The sequence below is a fragment of the Pseudomonas sp. H2_A10 genome, assembly GCF_054680085.1.
This window is the reverse complement of the sequence record NZ_CP162821.1, coordinates 4643383-4662122: the sequence shown is the minus strand read 5'-3', so window position 1 is coordinate 4662122 and position 18740 is coordinate 4643383. Positions and strand designations below refer to the sequence as shown.

At 62.8% G+C, this 18740-nt stretch carries 17 protein-coding genes and 1 pseudogene; 6 read left to right on the top strand and 12 right to left on the bottom strand.

Translation table 11 applies throughout. The features are described 5' to 3' along the window. Positions 1 to 5 precede the first annotated feature (5 nt). Genes hpaH through AB4O23_RS21560 form a run of 7 tightly spaced genes read right to left on the bottom strand, consistent with a single transcriptional unit; the run spans position 6 to position 6430 of the window. Positions 6 to 809 (bottom strand): 2-oxo-hept-4-ene-1,7-dioate hydratase, encoded by an 804-nt coding sequence (gene hpaH / locus AB4O23_RS21590; protein ID WP_065877802.1) that lies wholly within the window; start codon positions 807 to 809, stop codon positions 6 to 8. A gap of 12 nt (positions 810 to 821) precedes the next feature. Beyond that, on the bottom strand, positions 822 to 2126 hold the full coding sequence (locus AB4O23_RS21585; protein WP_460060492.1) for an MFS transporter: 1305 nt from the start codon (positions 2124 to 2126) through the stop codon (positions 822 to 824). 51 nt (positions 2127 to 2177) lie between these two features. After that, positions 2178 to 2570, bottom strand: coding sequence for a tautomerase family protein (locus tag AB4O23_RS21580; protein WP_017528299.1), 393 nt, complete (start codon positions 2568 to 2570; stop codon positions 2178 to 2180). 44 nt (positions 2571 to 2614) lie between these two features. Continuing rightward, positions 2615 to 3472, bottom strand: a complete 858-nt coding sequence (hpaD, locus tag AB4O23_RS21575; RefSeq protein ID WP_017528300.1) for a 3,4-dihydroxyphenylacetate 2,3-dioxygenase — start codon at positions 3470 to 3472, stop codon at positions 2615 to 2617. Between the two features lie 50 nt (positions 3473 to 3522). Continuing rightward, a complete protein-coding gene (gene hpaE / locus AB4O23_RS21570) occupies positions 3523 to 4983 on the bottom strand; it encodes a 5-carboxymethyl-2-hydroxymuconate semialdehyde dehydrogenase (protein WP_065877806.1) in 1461 nt (486 codons plus the stop codon). Positions 4984 to 4988: 5 nt separating this feature from the next. Continuing rightward, a complete protein-coding gene (locus tag AB4O23_RS21565) occupies positions 4989 to 5759 on the bottom strand; it encodes a fumarylacetoacetate hydrolase family protein (RefSeq protein ID WP_460150249.1) in 771 nt (256 codons plus the stop codon). A gap of 11 nt (positions 5760 to 5770) precedes the next feature. Continuing rightward, positions 5771 to 6430 (bottom strand): fumarylacetoacetate hydrolase family protein, encoded by a 660-nt coding sequence (locus AB4O23_RS21560; protein ID WP_065877810.1) that lies wholly within the window; start codon positions 6428 to 6430, stop codon positions 5771 to 5773. A 169-nt stretch (positions 6431 to 6599) separates the two neighbouring features. On the opposite strand from AB4O23_RS21560, the gene hpaA reads away from it, so the two are divergent. From hpaA to AB4O23_RS21530, 6 genes and pseudogenes are all read left to right on the top strand, one after another. After that, entirely contained in the window at positions 6600 to 7505 is a 906-nt protein-coding gene (hpaA, locus tag AB4O23_RS21555) for a 4-hydroxyphenylacetate catabolism regulatory protein HpaA (protein ID WP_017528304.1), read from the top strand. A 171-nt stretch (positions 7506 to 7676) separates the two neighbouring features. After that, positions 7677 to 8099, top strand: coding sequence for a homoprotocatechuate degradation operon regulator HpaR (hpaR, locus tag AB4O23_RS21550; protein WP_017528305.1), 423 nt, complete (start codon positions 7677 to 7679; stop codon positions 8097 to 8099). 164 nt (positions 8100 to 8263) lie between these two features. After that, positions 8264 to 9256 carry a helix-turn-helix domain-containing protein gene (locus AB4O23_RS21545; protein ID WP_026067289.1) on the top strand — a complete coding sequence of 331 codons (993 nt, stop codon included), beginning with the start codon at positions 8264 to 8266 and terminating at the stop codon, positions 9254 to 9256. A gap of 67 nt (positions 9257 to 9323) precedes the next feature. Beyond that, positions 9324 to 10256 carry a SphA family protein gene (locus AB4O23_RS21540; RefSeq protein WP_017528307.1) on the top strand — a complete coding sequence of 311 codons (933 nt, stop codon included), beginning with the start codon at positions 9324 to 9326 and terminating at the stop codon, positions 10254 to 10256. 10 nt (positions 10257 to 10266) lie between these two features. Further along, complete coding sequence (locus AB4O23_RS21535; RefSeq protein WP_065877812.1) at positions 10267 to 11499, top strand: MFS transporter; 1233 nt, start codon at positions 10267 to 10269, stop codon at positions 11497 to 11499. A 16-nt stretch (positions 11500 to 11515) separates the two neighbouring features. After that, positions 11516 to 12968, top strand: a pseudogene (locus AB4O23_RS21530) (amidase). Here AB4O23_RS21530 and AB4O23_RS21525 read toward each other — a convergent pair. The 5 genes from AB4O23_RS21525 to AB4O23_RS21505 form a co-directional block, all read right to left on the bottom strand. Continuing rightward, a complete protein-coding gene (locus AB4O23_RS21525) occupies positions 12965 to 13972 on the bottom strand; it encodes an oligopeptide/dipeptide ABC transporter ATP-binding protein (protein WP_460060481.1) in 1008 nt (335 codons plus the stop codon). The pseudogene AB4O23_RS21530 and the gene AB4O23_RS21525 sit on opposite strands and share 4 nt — an antisense overlap. Beyond that, complete coding sequence (locus AB4O23_RS21520; protein ID WP_065877818.1) at positions 13969 to 15003, bottom strand: ABC transporter ATP-binding protein; 1035 nt, start codon at positions 15001 to 15003, stop codon at positions 13969 to 13971. Before AB4O23_RS21520 ends, AB4O23_RS21525 begins: the two co-directional genes overlap by 4 nt. A gap of 2 nt (positions 15004 to 15005) precedes the next feature. Then, on the bottom strand, positions 15006 to 15860 hold the full coding sequence (gene ddpC, locus AB4O23_RS21515) for a D,D-dipeptide ABC transporter permease (protein ID WP_460138700.1): 855 nt from the start codon (positions 15858 to 15860) through the stop codon (positions 15006 to 15008). A gap of 47 nt (positions 15861 to 15907) precedes the next feature. Further along, positions 15908 to 16924, bottom strand: a complete 1017-nt coding sequence (locus tag AB4O23_RS21510) for an ABC transporter permease (protein ID WP_137220197.1) — start codon at positions 16922 to 16924, stop codon at positions 15908 to 15910. A 106-nt stretch (positions 16925 to 17030) separates the two neighbouring features. Then, complete coding sequence (locus tag AB4O23_RS21505; RefSeq protein WP_017528314.1) at positions 17031 to 18587, bottom strand: ABC transporter substrate-binding protein; 1557 nt, start codon at positions 18585 to 18587, stop codon at positions 17031 to 17033. Positions 18588 to 18740 lie beyond the last annotated feature (153 nt).

The window sequence follows — 18740 nt, the reverse complement described above, 5'->3', positions numbered from 1 at the left end:
TCCACTTACACAAAACGGCAGGCAATCGAGCCGAGCATGTCGTAGTCGACATGGAAGGTATCGCCGGGGTTGGCCGCCACCGGGCGGGTGAAGGAGCCGCCCAGGATGATTTGCCCAGGTTGCAGGGTGACGTCGTAGGCGGCCAGTTTGTTGGCGAGCCAGGCTACGCCCTTGGCCGGGTGGTTGAGTACGGCGGCCGATACGCCGGACTCTTCGATCACGCCGTTGCGGTACAACACGGCGGGCACCTTGCGCAGGTCGATCTCGGTGGGGCGCACGGCGCGTCCGCCCATCACCACGCCGGCGTTGGCCGCGTTATCGGAAATGGTGTCGAACACCTTGCGGGTCGCCTGGGTGTGCGGGTCGACCTGCTGGATGCGCGCGTCGATGATCTCCAGCGCCGGGATCACCCATTCGGTGGCGTCCAGCACGTCGAATACGGTCACATTCGGGCCTTTGAGCGGCTTGCCCAGGATGAACGCCAATTCGACCTCGACGCGCGGCACGATAAAGCGCTCGAAGGGAATATCGCTGCCTTCGTCGAAGAACATGTCGTCGAGCAGCGCACCGTAATCCGGCTCGCTGATGTTGGAAGACACCTGCATGGCGCGTGAGGTCAGGCCGATCTTGTGGCCGACCAGCTTGCGCCCGTCGCGGATTTTTTGCGCGACCCACGCACGCTGAATGGCGTAGGCGTCGTCAAGGGTGATTGCCGGGTGCTCCAGGGAAAACTGGCGCACCTGCTCGCGGGAGCGTTCCGCCTGGTCGAGGCGGGCGGCGGCTTGCTGGATAAGCGGTTGATCGAGCATGACAAGGGTCTCTTAGTGAGGGTTGACGATGGCCGCCTGGGTGCGCAGCACCAGCACGCCACCGAGTGCAATCAGCAATGCCAGGGCGTACAGGGCCAGGCTGGCGCTGTGGGTGGTGTCGCGCATCCAGCCGATCAGGTAGGGCGCGAAGAACGAAGCGATGCTGCCCAAGGAGCTGATCAAGGCAATGCCGGCGGCCTGGGTGTGGTTGGACAGGAACGCTGGCGGTAGCTGCCAGAACATCGGCAACGCCGCGCTGGCGCCCATGCCGGCGATGATCAGGCCGCCCAGCACCAGGGCCGGGTTGGCCGGGGCGAGCCCGGCGATGGCGATGCCGCCCGCCGCCATCAGCAACGGCACGCACAGGTGCCAGCGGCGTTCACGGTGCCGGTCGGACGAGCGCCCGCAGCCGATCATGAAAAAACAACCGGCCAGGTACGGCACCGCACTGAGCAACCCGACCTTGCCGTCGCTGCCGACCCCGGCGCCGTGGATCAGCGTCGGCATCCAGAACGCCAAGGTGTTGACCGCCAGCATCACCGCGAAATACACCGCCACCAGCAACCACACCTGGCGGTTGTGCAGGATGGCCGCGAACGAGGTGATGGATTTGCGTTGTTCTTCGCTGTGCAGTTGCTCGCGCAGTTGTTGTTTTTGCGCAGGCGTCAGCCAGGTAACGGTCTCGAAACTGTCCGGCAGGCATTTGAGCACCACCAGCCCGAGCAGGATGACCGGCGCGCCCTCGATCACGAACATCCACTGCCAGCCGCGCAGGCCGCCCAGGTCATGAAAATGTTCGAGGATGCCGCCCGAGAGCGGCCCGCCGATCACCCCGGCCATCGGCACCGCAATCGCGAACAAGGCGGTGATTTGCGCACGCCGGCCTGCCGGGTACCAACGGTTCAGGAACACCAGGATGCCCGGAAAGAAACCCGCCTCGGCCACCCCGAGTAAAAAGCGCAGCACATAAAAGCCCATCGCGCTGTCGACCAGGAACATGCAGGTCGACAGCGCGCCCCACACCACCATCAGCGTGGCAATCCAGCGGCGCGGGCCGACACGGTCCAGGGCCATGTTGCTCGGCACGCCGAACAGCGCATAGGCGATGAAGAACAGACCGGCACCGAAGCCATAGACGGTGTCGCTGAAGTTCAGGTCGGTACTCATCTGCATCTTGGCGAAGCCGATGTTGATGCGGTCGAGGTGTGCGAACAGATAACAGATCAACAACAGCGGCATCAGCCGCCAGGTGATGAGGCCGTGTGTGCGGTCGCGGGCGATGGTGGCCGGTGTGTCGGCGGTATTGGCTGTGCTCATGGTTTTATACTTTTTGTCTGAGAGGCCGATGGAACGAACGGGCAGGGCGGGTTAGCCCACCTGTGCCTTGAGGAAAGCGTGCACATTGTTCTGCTTGAAATTGAGCTGTTCGTGCAGTTCGACCATTTCAAACGACAAGGCCAGCAGGCGTTGGGCTTGCAGCGCGGCGAAGTGCGCGGTGATCACCTCGAAGAGTTTTTCGGCGACCTTCTGCCGGGTTGCCAGGTCGCGGCCATGGCCGACTTTCAGGGTCATGTGCACGAAGGCGTAGTCGTGCTTGCCGTCAGCCATGCGCCAGGTGTCCAGGCGCACGCCACGGCTGCGGATGCCGCCCAGCGGGAACACGCCGCTGTCACCCAGGGTGGCGTGGACTTTTTCGAACAGGCCGGGCAGGTCCGCCTGCTGTTCGAGGTTGTCGGTGTACTCAGCGATGAAGTGGGGCATGGTGGCTCCTTCTGGCCGCGCGGGGATGCCGGGCGGCCATGCGGTCAAACAGGGAAAATGGCGTTGATCTGCCCGGTGCCCGAGCTGCCGAAGGGTTCGGTGATGATCTCGGCGGGCTGGGTGTAATCCGGCCCGCCAAGCAACCCCAGAAGCATCGCGGTGTCGTGCATCTTGCCTTCGCCAAAACAGTGCTCGGCGTAGTCGGGGAGCATGGCGCAGAATTCTTTCCAGCGACCCTGGCGCCACAGCTCCACCACATGCAGGTCGACCTGCTTGTCGAACTCGCGCGTCCAGTTATGGATATTGGCTTCGGCGTTGCGGTCGTCGCTGAAGCGGTGCGACAGCGACCCCGAGGCCAGCACCACGACTTTGCGATCGCTCTTTTCGATGGCCCGGCGTACGGCGGCGCCGAAGGTGAAGCTGTCTTGCAGGCGGTGCCAGGCGCACCAGGCGGCAATCGAGACCACGTTGAGTTTCTGATCGTCCGGCACGCCCATGTGCATGTAGCGCATCGGCACCAGCGTGCCGTATTCCAGCTCCAGGCTCGGAATGTTGTGGGCCAGGGTACGCACGTCGGCGGCGTTGGCCTCCAGCGCGATCAGCTCGCCCAGCTCCGGGCAGCCCGGGTACTCGTACTCCATGTTCTTGATGAAGTGCGGCAGTTCGTTGCTGGTGTAGATACCCTTGAAGTGCTCGCCGCTGTTGACGTGATAGGCGCTGTTGACCAGCCAGTGCACATCGAACACCACGGCGGTATCGGCGCCCAGTTCGCGGGCACGCCGGCCGATTTCCTTGTGGCCGGCAATCGCCGCCTCACGGCAGCCATGGTGTTTGCCGGGCAGCTCCGACAAATACATCGAGGGGACGTGGCAGATTTTCGCGGCCAGGACGACTTCGCCCATGATGATTCTCCTGAAATTGTTGTTGTTGTCTTAGGGGATTTTGGTGTTGCTCAGACGCCCCAGCGTGGAATGTGATGACTGCCCATCGAGATGCACACGTTCTTGATTTCGGCGAACACCTCGAAGCTGTACTGGCCGCCTTCACGGCCGGTGCCGGAACCTTTCACCCCGCCGAACGGCTGGCGCAGGTCGCGCACGTTCTGGCTGTTGATGAATACCATGCCGGCTTCGATGCCATGGGCCAGACGATGCGCCTTGCCGATGTCCTGGGTCCAGATGTAAGACGCCAGGCCGTATTCGGTATCGTTGGCCAGTTGCAGGGCGCTGGCTTCGTCCTTGAACGGAATCAGGCAGACCACCGGGCCGAAGATTTCTTCCTGGGCAATGCGCATGTTGTTGTTCACATCGGCAAACACCGTCGGCTGGATGAACTGGCCTTTGCTCAAGTGCGCCGCCAGGTTGGCCGGGCGCTCCAGGCCGCCGGCGAGCAGGGTGGCGCCTTCTTCGAGGCCGATCTTGATGTAGCCGGTGACCTTGTCGTAGTGGGCCTGGGTGATCATCGAGCCGACCTGGGTCTTCGGGTCTTGCGGGTCGCCGACAATCAGGCGTTTGGCGCGCGCGGCAAACTCGGCGACGAACTGCGGGTAAACGCTTTCCTGGATAAAGATCCGGCTGCCGGCGGTGCAGCGTTCGCCGTTGAGCGAAAAAATCGTAAACAGCGCCGCGTCGAGGGCACGCTCAAGGTCGGCGTCTTCGAAGATCAGCACCGGCGATTTGCCGCCCAGTTCCATGGAGTACTTTTTCAGCCCGGCGGTCTGCATGATCTTCTTGCCGGTGGCGGTGCCGCCGGTGAACGAAATCGCGCGCACGTCCGGGTGGCGCACCAATGCATCGCCGGCGGTGGCGCCGTAACCCTGGATCACGTTCAGCACGCCATTGGGGATGCCGGCTTCGACGGCCAGGCGCCCCAGTTCGTTGGCGGTCAGTGGCGACAGCTCGGACATCTTCAGCACGGCGGTATTGCCCAGCGCCAGGCACGGCGCGGTCTTCCAGGTGGCCGTCATGAACGGCACGTTCCACGGCGAAACCAGTGCACACACACCCACCGGCTGGTAGAGGGTGTAGTTGAGCATCTGGTCATCAACCGGGTAGCTGTGCCCGTCCATGCGCGTGCAGACTTCGGCGAAGAAGTCGAAGTTGTGCGAGGCGCGTGGGATCAACACGTTCTTGGTCTGGTGAATCGGCAGGCCGGTGTCGAGGGTTTCCAGCTCGGCCAGGCGCGGTACGTTCTGTTCGATCAGCTCGCCGAGCCTGCGCATCAGGCGCGCGCGTTCTTTGGCGGGGGTGCCGGCCCATTTCGGAAAGGCTTCCTTGGCCGCCGCCACCGCCTGCGCCACTTCCTCGGCGCCGCCGCTGGCGACTTCACCGATGGCGTCACCGGTGGCCGGGTTGTAGTTGACGAACACGTCTTTGCTTTCGACCTCACGGCCGTTGATCCAATGGTTGATCATGCTGTTCAAGCCTCTTTACGGGCGTTGAAGAACGCCGCTTCGCTGACAATTCGATTGACCAGGCGGCCTACGCCTTCGACTTCCACCACCACTTCATCGCCGGGCACGACGTCGGCCAGGCCTTCTGGCGTACCCGTGGCGATCATGTCGCCGGGCTGCAAGGTCATGAAGCTGGACAGGTATTCGATCAGGTAGGGGATGTCGAAAATCATGTCCTTTGTGCTGCCTTCCTGGCGCAGCTCACCGTTGATCCAGGTGCGCAGCCTCAGGTTGCTCGGGTCGGGCACATCGGCCACGTCGATGAGCCACGGGCCGACAGGCGTGGTGGCGTCGCGGTTTTTCACGCGCAGGTTGGGGCGGTAGTAGTTTTCCAGGTAGTCACGAATGGCGTAGTCGTTGCACACCGTGTAGCCGGCCACGTAGTCCAGGGCGTGTTCGCGCTTGACGTTGCGCGCAGGTTTACCGATGACGGCCACCAGTTCGCACTCGTAGTGCATGTAGGCGACGTTATCCGGGCGCCAGGTCACCTGGTTGTGGCCGGTGTAGGTGCCGGGGGACTTGATGAAGGTCAGCGGCTCGGTGGGCGGCTTGAACGCCAGTTCGGCGGCGTGGTCGGCGTAGTTCAGGCCCAGGGCGAACATGCTGCCGGTGGCCGGTGGCAGCCACTGGACCTGGTCCTCGGCCAGCAGCCGACCATCGGCCAGGCGCACGGCGTTGTTGTCTTCGACATGGGCGAGGTGGACTTCGCCTTCAAATTGGATACGGGCGTGTTTCATGCAAGCTCCTGTTACTCGGCCACGACGTGGTTGGCGAGGCGGCCCAAACCGCTGATTTCAACTTCGATGGTGTCGCCCGGCTGCACATCGACACGACCTTGCGGGGTGCCGGTGATCAACACGTCGCCGGCGTGCAGGGTCATGAACTCGCTGATTTCGGCGATCAGCAAAGGAATGTTGCGCACGAAGTTGGCGGTGGTGTCTTGCTGGCGAACCTCACCGTTGACGTACAGCGTGATCGCCAGGCTATGGGGGTCGGTGACTTGCGCGGTGGGGATCAACTCGGGCCCCACGGCACAAAAACCATCACGGCATTTGGCTTTGACGGCAGGGCGGTAGTAGCTGTCTTCGGGCAAGCTGAACTCATTGACGATGGTGTAGCCGGCGACGTAGTCGAGGGCTTCGGCGGCGCTTACACGGCTGGCGCTTTTGCCCATCACCACGCCCAGCGCCGGGCCAGGTTGCAAGCGTTGGCCCTGGCCTGGATGTACCACCGCGGCGCCGTGCCGATTGCGCGTGTTGGGCGTCTTGATAAACAGCACCGGTTTGATCGGCGGCGTTTGATACGGCGGCTGTTCGAATTCGCCAAGGCGCTGTTTGAGCAGCCCCTGGTAGTTCAGCGCGACACCGAACAGGGTGCCGGTCGCGACGTCATGCAAGGCACGGCTCATGCTTTCTCCTGGCAGAGCCATGGGTGGCTCCGTTTGTTAATGTGTTAACAGTTATAATTAAGATGTTAACTATCGTCAAGCGTGGCAAACGTTCTTCACGGTGGTTGCGCTGCGCGATTCGGTGCAGGATGGGCGCCACGGCAATCACAATAAAAACGAGTAGCGTGCGATGACTGACCGCCAACCCATCCCCAACATCAACATTGGCCAGGTGTACGACCAGCGCTACCGCGACGCGCAGGTGCATTACGACCGGCTGGCCAACCTGGCGGGTTTCTTCGGACGCAACATGCCGGTGCACCGGCATGACCGGTTCTTCCAGGTGCACTACGTCAAGAGCGGCACCGTGCGCGTGTACCTGGACGACCAGCAGTACGTCGAGTCCGGGCCGATGTTTTTCCTCACGCCGCCTACCGTGCCGCACTCCTTCGTCACCGAGGCCGACAGCGATGGGCACGTGCTGACGGTGCGCCAGCAGTTGGTCTGGCAACTGATCGAGACCGACCCCAGCCTGGCGCCGGCCGGTGCGCAATTGCCGGCGGCGTGCGTCGCGCTGGCACACCTGGGCCCGCACTACGCGAGTGAAATACGCCGGCTGGATTTTTTGTTCGATGAGTTGAGCGAAGAGGTGGACGCCCGTCGCCCAGGGCATGGCGCGGCCCTGGACAGCTTGACGCGCTTGATCATGGTCAGCCTGTTGCGGCTGTGCTCCCATTCGTTGAAAGCCACGCCCGCGCGGCACGAAGACTTGAAGATCTTCCACCGTTTCAACGAACTGATCGAAGCGCACTACCTGCAACACTGGCCGTTGTCGCGGTATGCGCAAGGCATCGGCGTGACAGAGGCGCGCCTCAACGATGTGTGCCGACGCATCGCCGACCTGCCGTCCAAGCGCCTGATCCTGGAGCGCCTGATGCAGGAGGCCAAGCGCCTGCTGTTGTTCACCGGCAGCTCCGCCAACGAAATCTGCTACCAGCTCGGGTTCAAGGACCCGGCCTATTTCAGTCGTTTTTTCCAGCGCTACGCACAGCTCACGCCGGGGGAGTATCGCCAGCGGCAATTGGGTTTGCGTTGAGCCAGGCATGGGCCGTTGCGCCTTGGTCTTGTTGATTTCGTCGGGTCAGCATGACCAGCGCGGCGCTCGCACAGAATGGCTTTTACACGGAACCGATTGCACTTTTCACAGGCTTGCGTGCGCCGGGCGGCGACACTAAGCTGCCGACTCGATCATCCACGTGGTGCCGATATGGCCAACCCCAGACCTTCGCTGACCCTGACCCTGCTGCAAGCCCGTGAAGCCGCCATGGCGTTTTTCCGGCCGGCGCTGAACAAGCATGAACTGACCGAACAGCAGTGGCGGGTGATTCGCATCCTGCGCCAGCAGGGCGAATTGGAAAGCCATCAACTTGCCCAGCAGGCCTGCATCCTGAAACCCAGCATGACCGGCGTATTGACCCGCCTGGAGCGCGATGGCCTGGTGCGTCGGCAAAAGTCCAGCCAGGACCAGCGGCGCGTATTCGTCGGCCTCACCGAACGCGGCCAGCAGTGTTTTGTGTCGATGAGCGAAGGCATGGAAAGCAACTACCGCAAGATCGAAGAACAGTTTGGCGCGGAAAAAATGGAGCAGTTGCTGGGCCTGCTCAACGAGCTGAAAAATATAAAGCCGTGATGCGCAAAAAATCGTTAACAGATGAACGTATTGGCCCGCGGGCGACCTGTGTTGGTCCCGCGCACTATCCCTTTTCGGCACAAATGCGCGACCTGTCCTGAGTTCGGAATGGAACTTGCCTTGTAGGTGACCCGTAAGCCTTGCAACTGAAAAAGGTCGGGTCCATGAACAACAATAATGAGCGGATGCCCGCGGTTTCGAAGACGGTGCGGTCTATGCCGCCCCTCCAGCGCTTCCTGACGAGTGACATCGATGAGCACGCCCGCAATATGCAGGGCTGGCAAGTTCGCTACGATCAGTTATCGCCGGGTGCCTTTGAAGGCGAGCTGATTGAGTTCCGCTCGGGCTGGATGCAACTGGCCCGCGACCGCTCTAATCAAGCCATGATCAAGAGCGGAGAAGCCTGGGACGGTGCGATCACCTTCAGCTTGCCGCTGAGTGCGCATGGGCCGGTGTACTGTGCCGGGCACCCGATTCACGACCCCAGCCTGCTGGTTGCCCACGGGCGCAACCTGCCCGAGCTGCATACGCCCCAGCACCTTGACCTGCTCAGCGTGGCGATTGACGAGCACGTGCTGCAACACATTCTGGAACGACAGGGCAGCCCCTTTCGAATTACCGATCTTCCCAAGTGTTACCGTTTGGGCGACTCACCGGTGCAACAGGCACTCTCGTCCTTGTTCGACGCACTGGCAGGGTGCGAGCAAAAGCGTGACGCGCTGTTCGGGCATGACGCGATCCGTCGCGGCATCCGCGATACGGTGATGCTGCACGTACTGGAGCTGATTGCGCCGGACCAGGCGCCACCCCTGAACCCCACGGCGCGTAAACGAATGGTCGACCGCGCCCGCGAGTACGCGCTCAGTCATCTCGATGAGCCGCTGTCGATCCTCGACCTGTGCAACCACATCGGCGCCAGCCGGCGCAAACTCCAGTACTGCTTCCAGGAAACCCTGGGGATCAACCCGGTGGCCTATTTGCGTGCATTGCGCCTCAACGCGGTGCGTCGCGAACTGCGTATGAGCATGCCGCCGCAAGGGGTCCAGGCCGTGGCGGCGCGCTGGGGTTTCTGGCACCTGAGCCGGTTCTCGGGCGATTACCGCACCATGTTTGGCGAAAGCCCTTCGCAGACCCTGCGACGCGCTCAACTCTGCTGAAAACGGATAACCCGCCCCCAGCGCTGCTCAATACGATGGCCCACACCACTTGATGGGAGGGCATTCGATGAGCAACAACAATAACGCAAGCGCCGCACGCATGACGCTGTTCACCCTGGGGTTGCTCGGCTGCTGCGCCGCGGCCCAGGCTACCGAGAACGGTGCGCCGACCACGGCGGTCGGGGTGTATGACTTCGGCGCGGGGATGATGCCGCCGGCCACGCCGTTCGGCACGCTGGGGCTGCGAACGGCGTTCTATTCGGCCAACGTGCAGAAGGATCGCCACGGGCGCTCCGTCGACAACCACTTCTCACTGGATGTGTTGTCCATCGGCGTCGCCTACATGCGCATGACGGATCACACCGTGCTGGGCGCCAACTACGGCTACGGGGTGGTGGTGCCGTTCTTCAAGATGGACGCTTCCGTCAAGGTGCCGACGCCGGTCGGGCCCTTGCATCTGGAAGCCGATCCGTTCCGAATGGCCGACATGCAATTTCTGCCGCTGATCCTGCAGTGGAACCTGTCGCCGAACCTGTTCATCAACACCCAGTTGCAGATCCAGGCACCCACCGGCGACTACGACAAGAATCGCTTGATTTCCCCGGGGCTCAACCACTGGACGTTCTCGCCGATCGTCAACGCCACCTACATCACCGACAGTGGCTTTGAGGTGTCTTCAAGCTTTGAAGTCGACGTCAACACGCGCAACCCCGCGACCGACTACAAAAACGGTGTCGAGTACCGCCACGAATTTGCCGTGGGCCAGCATGTGGGTCCCTGGACCCTGGGCCTGGGCGGTTACTACTACCGCCAGTTCAGCGATGACGACGCGCCGGGGCTGCAATCGGGCAATCGCGCACGAGTGTTGGCGGTGGGGCCGGCGGTGAGCTACTTCAAGCCCGGCCTGCCACCCATCTGGCTGCATGCCTACAAGGAAACCGACGCCCGCAACCGGGCCGAAGGCTACACCGTGGCGCTGCGTATTTCTCAAAGCTTTTAAGGGGCTGGCCATGAACCCATTACGTTCTGATAGCGCATCACCCCGTCAAGCCACCGGGCGCCGCGAAGGGCTGGTGCTGATGCTGGGCAGTAGCCTGACCATCATGGGCGCGGTCATGGTGGCGCCGGTGCTGCCCAAGCTCGGCGCCGAGTTCGGCCCGCTGCAATCGCATGCCGACATGCTGGTGCCGCTGGTGGTTACCGGGCCGGCATTGGCGATTGCAGTGTGCGCGCCCCTGGCCGGCTGGTTGGCCGACCGGGTCGGGCGCAAAAACTTGCTGATCCTCGCTACCTTGCTCTACGCCGTGCTCGGCGCGTTGCCGGCGGTACTGGACAATTTGCCGACCATTGTGGGGATACGCCTGTTGTTCGGTGCCGCCGAAGCGGCGGTCATGACCTGTTGCGCCACGCTGATCGCCGACTATTGGCACGGCGAGGAACGCATGCGCTACATCAACCGGCAAGTGGTGACCATCGGCCTGGTGGGCGCGCTGTTCTTCGTAGTGGGCGGGGCGATGGGCGAGCATTCCTGGCGCCAACCGTTCCTGCTGTACCTGCTGCCATTGTTGCTGGTGCCGGTGATGATGAAAGTGCTGTGGGAGCCCGCGGCCAGCCGACAGCCCGTCGATAGGCCTGAAGAGGGGCGGGTGGCGATCCTGCCCGTGGTGATCGGTTACCTGCTGATTCTGTGCGGCATGATCCTGAGTTTTGTGGTGCCGATCCAGGCGCCGATTCTGCTGGTCGGCCTGGGCGTAACGTCGAGCACGATGATCGGGCTGTCAGCGGGGTTGAGCCTGCTGGCGACCCTCGGCGGTTCGCTGGCCTGGCCGTTGCTGCGCCGCCGCATCGGTATCGCCGGCTGCAACGCGTTGCTGCTGACGTTGCTGGGGTTGGGGCTGTGGCTGCTGATGCGCGGGCAAAGCTACAACGCAGTACTGCTGGCGGTGCTGATTCACGGCCTGGGCGCCGGGCTGCTGGTGCCCAACGCGATGGCGCCGGTGATGAATGCCCTCAGCGCCAGAACCCGTGGGCGCGGCCTGGGCGGGTTCACCTCTTGCCTGTATTTCGGCCAGTTCGTCAGCCCGTTGGTGGTGGCACTGCTCAGTGCCCGCTCTGGCGACCTGCGCCTTTCCATTCAGTGGCTGGCGTTCGCCAGTGTGGTCTCCGCCCTGGTCTGGGCGCTGGCCGGCCTGCAAGCGCGACGCAAGGCGGCGACCCGAACGTTCGGCTCAAGTCATTCGTAATCAAGAGGACATGCACATGGACATCCACAACCTGCTGGACACCGAAGACGCCACCGGCTTGGCCGAGTGGCTGCGGCGCGGCGAGCTGCAACCCGGCGAGCTGCTGGAGGCGGTCATCGACCGCATCGAGCTGGTCGAGCCGCAGCTCAATGCCGTGGCCGAGCGCCTGTACGATTCGGCCCGTGAAGCCGCTCGCACCCTGCAGCCCGGTGCCGGGGTGTTTGCCGGCGTGCCGACGTTGATCAAGGACCTGTTCTCGCCGGTCAACGGCGTGGCCATGACCAATGGTTCCCAGGCGCTGGGAGGGTTTCGCGCCGACTTCGACGCTGAGCTCGTGACCCGTCTGCGCCGAGCCGGTTGCGTGATTGCCGGTACCAGCACCTCGCCCGAATTCGGCACCTCGTACTCCACCGAGTCCAACCGCTTTGGTGCCACGCGCAACCCTTGGAACATCAGCCACAGCGCGGGCGGTTCCAGCGGCGGCGCGGCGGCCCTGGTGGCGGCGCGCGTGGTGCCGTTTGCCCATGGCAACGATGGCGGTGGTTCGCTGCGCGTGCCGGCCTCCTGCTGCGGGGTGTTTGGCCTCAAGCCGAGTCGCGGGTTGTTACCTTCGGGGCCGATGATTGGCGAAGGGTGGGCGGGGATGGGCACGCCCCACGCCATCACCTTGTCGGTACGCGACAGTGCCGCGTTGCTGGATGCGACGGCGGGTATCGACCTTGGGGCGCCATACGCCGCGCCCTTGCAGGCGCAGCCCTATGTCTCGGCGCTGCAACGTGATCCACGGCCGCTGCGGATTGCACTGGTGGAGCAACTCGGGCCGTGGGCGACATCCAGCGAAGCGGTCGAATCCGTGCGCGCGGCGGCCAGGCTGTGCGAATCCCTGGGCCACCGTGTCGAGTCGGTGAGTTCTGCCGGTGGCGCTGCCGGAGTTTCTCGATCAGGTGTTTACCATCATTGGCGCCAGCACCCGTCATTACCTCGACGTATTGGGCCAGATGCGCGGCTTTGCGGTGCAGCCCGAGGAGCTGGAGGCGCGTACGCGGATCATCTTGCGCAGCAAGGGCGAGGTCAGTGGTGCGCAGTACGCCGGCGCGGTGGAGTGGATCCATGCGTTGGGCCGGCAACTGGCGGTGTTCATGCAGAACTACGACTTGATCCTCACGCCGACCCTGGCCCGTGCGCCGGTACCGATCGGTGAGCTGGACCTGCAGGACGACCGCTTGAGCCTGGAAGAGTTGATCGAACGCTTCCACAGCTACTCGCCGTTCACCGCGCTGTTCAACGCCACCGGGCAGCCGGCGATGTCGGTACCGTTGCACTGGAGCGCGGCCGGCCTGCCGATGGGGGCGCATTTTGCTGCGCGTTTTGGCGAAGAAAGTACCTTGTTCGCGCTTGCTGCACAGTTGGAGCGGGCGCAGCCGTGGCGGGGGCGGGTACCGCCGATCAATGCCTGTGCCGCGCGCTAACCGGCCGGTTGGGTTGGCAGCCCTTGCCCGGCTGACGCCAGGTGGCATCTGACTTGCTCAGTGCCACTGGAGCGGCTGGCCGGCAGTAACGCTTGAGGTCGTTCACAGCCAACCGTCGCCTGCGGGCAGCGATCACGGAAAAAGCAGCCTTTGGGCAAGTTGCGATTGCCGGGCAACTCGGTCGGTGCCGAGACATGCGCATCGTCCACGCGGGCCCCCAGGCGGGGAACGGCTTCGAGCAACAAGCGCGTATAGGGATGGCGCGGATGCTCCAGCACCTGCGCCGCAGAACCCAGCTCCACCACCTGTCCCAGGTACATGACGGCCACCCGGTCCGCCATATGGCGCACCACCGATACGTTGTGGGAAATGAGGATATAGGTCAGTTGCCGAGCGCGCTGCAGCTCACTCAACAGATTGAGGATTTGCGCCTGTACCGAAATGTCCAGCGCGGAGGTGGGCTCGTCCAGGACGATAATGTCCGGGTCCGACGACAGCGCCCGCGCGATCGCGATGCGTTGGCGCTGCCCGCCGGAAAACTGGTGAGGGTAGCGGTCGAGATACTCAGCCCGGATGCCGACCTGCGCGGCGACTTTGGCGGCAATGTCGCGCATATTCTGGCGGGGAGCGCTACGTTGTACGTAGAGCGGTTCAGTGATGATTTTCCAGATCGGCAGGCGTGGGTCCAGCGAGGACTGCGGGTCCTGGAAGACGATCTGCACATGGCTGCTGCGCTCGCTGTCGGTGTTGTACACCCAATCGAGCCGGCCTGACGTGGGTTTGATCAAGCCCATCAACAGTTGCGCCAGGGTGCTCTTGCCGCAGCCTGATTCGCCGACGATGCCCAGGGTTTCACCGGCCTGCACCTGCAGGTCAATGCCATTGAGCGCGTGTGCCACGGCTTTGGGTCTTCCCAACCAGTCAGTGCCCATCGGGTAGTGCACCCTGACGTCCTGCAAGCCCAGGATGGGCGGGCGGGTGGCGAGCGTGGCGATGTCATTCATGAGTGCAACTCCAGGGATGAGGGGGAGGGCGCCTCGACCAACCAACACGCGCTTTGGTGGCCGGTTGCGGCATCGACGGTCTGCATCGGCGGGCGCTCGGCACAGCGCGCCATGGCATGGGGGCAGCGGTCGCGAAACGTGCAGCCTTCGGGCAAGGCGGCCAGGTTGGGCACCTGGCCTGGGATGGTCATCAGGTCCTGACCTGGCTCGACCTGTTCCGGCAAGCCGCAGAGCAACCCCTTCGTGTAGGGATGACGGGGATCAGCCATTACCTGGGCGGTCATGCCTTGCTCGACCACCGCGCCGGTGTACATCACGTACACCCGGTCGCAAAACTGCGAGACCAGAGCCATGTCATGGGTAATCAGCAGGATCGCCGTGCCCCGTTGGCGAGCCTTTTCGCGCAGCAGCAACAAGACCTGGCGCTGCACGGTGACGTCGAGCGCGGTGGTCGGCTCGTCGGCGATCAACAATTGCGGATCGCAGGAGAACGCCAAGGCGATCATGACCCGCTGGCGCATGCCGCCGGACAGTTCGAACGGGTAACTGTGCATGACCTGCTCGGGGTCGGCGATGTGCATGTCGCGCAGCAAGGCGATGGCTTTGGCGCGGGCTGCGCACGTGCTCAGCTTTTGGTGATGAATGATCACATCGAGCATCTGCCGGCCGATACGCCGGGTCGGGTTGAGTGCGGTCATCGGCTCTTGAAAAATCATCGCGACGTCTTTGCCACGCACCTTGAGCAGATCTTTTTCCAAGGCGCCCAGCATGTCTCGTCCCAGAATGCGCAGCGCCCCGCTTTTGACCGCGTAGGCGCGTTCCGGCAGCAAGCGCATGCTCAGCATGGCGGTCACAGATTTTCCCGAGCCCGACTCACCGATCACGCCGACAATTTCGCCGGCCTTGACCTCCAGGGAGACACCGTTGAGCGCTTTTACGGTGCTGCGGTATGCCGGGAATTCAATCCGCAGGTTGTCGATGGACAGCACGGGTTCGCGTGAATGGGCAGTGACCTGTGGCTGGATAGGCATGCTCATTTCCCCTGCTGGCGTGGGTCGAGCAGGTCGCGTACGCCGTCGCCCAATAAGTTGAACCCGGTCGCGGTGATCAAGATTGCGACCCCTGGAAAGGTGGAGTACCACCACTGGTCAAGAATATAGTTGCGTCCGGTGGCGACCATGGCGCCCCATTCGGCGGTCGGTTGCTGCGCACCCAGGCCGATGAAGCCCAAGGCGGAGGCCATCAGGATCGCGCTGCCGATATCCAGGCTCAGTTGCACCAGCAGGGGCGGCATGGCGTTGCGGGCGACATGCCAGCTCACCATGTGCCAGCGCCCCGCGCCGAAGGTTTCGGCGGCTTTCACGTAGCCCATCTGCCGAATGCTCAGGGCCTGGCCACGCGCCAGGCGCACATAGAACGGAACCCGCACCAGGGTAATCGCCAGCATCGCATTGAACAGGCTGGGGCCCAACGCGGCGGCCAGCGCCATGATCAGCACCAGCGACGGCACCGACAGCATGATGTCCATCACACGCATCACCAGGCGGTCGAAGCGCCCGCCAATGATCCCGGACATGCAACCGAGCAAGCCACCGGTCAGGCACGACGTGAAGGCCACGAACAGGCCGACGCCCACCGATTGCCGGCTGCCGTACAGCACCCGGCTGAACAGGTCACGCCCGACTTCATCGGTGCCGAACCAATGCTGCGCCGAAGGCGCCGCCAGCCGCTGCGCCAGGTTCAATGCGTTGGGGTCATGGGGCGCGAGCCACGGTGCGAACAGCATCACCAGCAGCACCGCGAGGGTGATCAGCAGCCCGGCCATGGTCAGCGGGCTGCGCCTTAGCTGGTGGGCCAAGTACGCGAGCTTGTCCTGCCAGCGGTTCATTTTCGGCAGCGGTTTGACGGCAGGTGCAACCAGGGAATCAGACATTGTCAGTTAACCTCGCCAATGCGCGGGTCGATCACGCGATACAACAGATCGATGGTCATGTTGAGCAGTACGTAGATGAACGACACCAGGATGGCGAAGCCCATGACGGCCGGGAAATCCAGCGATTGGATTGACTTGACGACGTAGGCGCCCATGCCCGGCCAGGCGAACACCGTTTCGGTCAGCACCGCGCCATACAGCAGGTCGCCGAGGGTCAAGCCCAGCACCGTGATGGAAGGAATCAGTGCATTGGGCAGCGCATGGCGAAGGATCACGGTCCACTTCGACAACCCGTAGGCGCGTGCCGTGCGTATGTAGTCTTCGCCGAGCTGATCCAGCATCGCCGAGCGGATCTGCCGCGCGATAACCCCCAGGTTGACGAACCCCAGGGTGACGGCGGGCAGGATCAGGTGTTTGAGTGCGTTGCAAAACAGCGCCATGTCGCCGGCAATCAGTGAATCGATCAGGTAGAAGCCGGTAAACGTCGGCGGTGGGGTCAAGCCTTCATCGAGTCGCCCGCTGCCGGGCAGCCAGTTCAGATGACCGTAGAAGACGACGATCAGCCCCAGGCCCAGCCAGAAGGCGGGGGTGGAGATGCCGGTTACCGCCAGGGTCCTGGCGATCTGGTCGATAAGGCGATTGTGGTAGACCGCCGACAACACACCGAGCGGCACGCCCACCAGGATCGACAATGTCAGCGCGGCGAAGGCCAGCTCCAGGGTGGCCGGGAAAAACGCCTGCAAGTCTTCAAGCACCGGGCGGCTGGTTCGGATCGAGGTGCCCAGGTCGCCATGAAACAGGTCAAGCATGTAACGCCCGTATTGCTGGTACAGCGGCAGGTCCAGGCCCAATTGATGCCGAATATGCTCGACAATCGCATCCGTGGCGCGGTCACCCGCGATCAGGCGCGCCGGATCGCCGGGGATAAGATGGGAAATCGAAAAGGTGATCAGCGAAACCCCGAACACCACCAGAAGGAGGCCGCCGAGACGTTTTCGCACTGTATTCAGGAAGGCCATAGGGCACCTCGGTCACTCTATAAAGGGGGGCAGGGCCAGGCTGCTCGCGGGCATGGCGTGGCAGCGGGCTCGCGTGAGCCGCGAGGCCGCTGCCGCCCGCCGTGGCTTACTTGGTGATCGTGCCGATGTTGAAGACTTGCTCAAGCATCGGGTTGAACACATACCCCTTGACCTTGTCGCTCATCGGCAAGGTGTAGGCCTTTTGGTAGAGATAGGCGTAGACGCTGTCATTGAGCACGATCTTCTGCGCCTGCTGATACAGCTCGACACGCTTGGCCATGTCGTTGGTGGTGGCCGATTCACGAATCAGTTTGTCGACCGCCGGGTTGTCGTACAGGGAACGGTTGCCCGCCAGCCCCTTGAGCTTGGAGTCGAAAAAGAAATTCATGAACATGTAGGGGTCGGCAAAATCCGGGCTCCATGAGCCGATGGCGACGTCGAAATCCCCCGTGCCCAAGCGTTCACGCATGCTGGCGTTGGCCAGTTTTTCCATCTTCAGGTTGACGCCGATCGATTGCAGGCCGGCTTGCAAGGTCAAGCCGATGGGTTCCCAGTTCGGGTCTTTGTCGGAATACATGAAGGTCAGGTTACTGACTTTTGGCGAGACCCTGGCCAGGTCCGCCTTGGCTTTGCTCAGGTCCTGCTTGAGCGCCGGCAGCTTTTCGTCATACGCCCACATGCCCTGTGGAATCGGGCCGTTCAATGGTTTTGCCTTGCCGCCCAGGATGCCTTGGATAATCCCGTTGTAGTCGACCGACTCAATGATTGCGCGGCGGGCATCCGGGTTGTTCAGCGGCGCTTTCTGCGTGTTCAGGTAGAGCATCGTCACCCGCAGCGAGGGGTAATCACCGATCACAATCCCGGGTTTTTTCGCCAGGGCCTGGAGCTGGTCCTCCGGCATGTCTTCGATGATGTCCAGGTCGCCATGTTCCAGTTGCAGGCGGCGTACCGAGGCCTCGCCGATGATCTTGACGACGACCTTGTTCAGGGTCGGCTTGGGGCCGGCGTAGTAGCTGTTCTGTTCCATGGTCAGGGCCTGGCCTTTCTGCCAGTTGATCAGTTTGAACGCCCCGGAGCCGGCGGTATGCGTCGACAGATAGGTCTCGGCACCTTCAGGCTTCTTGGCCACGGCGGGGTTCACGATAGCGGCGCCGTTGTGCGCCAGCGTCGACAGAAACGGTGCATAGGGCGCTTTGAGGGTAAAGCGCACCGTCATTGGGTCGACCGTGCTGACGTCCATATCTTCAGGGAACGCTCCCGAAGGCCCTTGTTTGAGTTTCATCACGCGATCAAAGGAAAACTTGACCGCCTCGGCATTCACCTCGGAGCCGTCATCGAACTTGTTGCCGGGCTTGAGCTTGAATTCCCAGGTGAGGTTGTCCGGTGAGGTCGACCAACTGGCGGCAAGTTCGCCTTGCACTTCGGTGCTGCCTTTGCCGTTTTCGACCTTGTACGTCACCAGGCGCTGATAAGCCGGGTAGGTAATGGCCCAGTCGTTGTTATCGATGGTCACCGCCGGGTCGAGCGTTTGAGGATCGGACGGTTTACCGATCATCAAGGTGTCCTGGGGTACGGCCGCACTGGCCGCCTGAAATGAGCCGAGGCCCATTGCGCTGAAGAAAACAGCCATCGCCAGATGACGAGGTTCAACGATTGATTTCATGCCGGTTCCTTTATCGTTCGATGTATGGAATTTTTCAGGTTTTTTATTGGTGCTTTACCGGGCAGTAAACGGGCTGCGTCAGGGCATCCCAGTGTTGCTGTTGTTCTACGCCGGGATTTATAGAGGCCCCGGTCGGGTGTCACGGTCATTGGA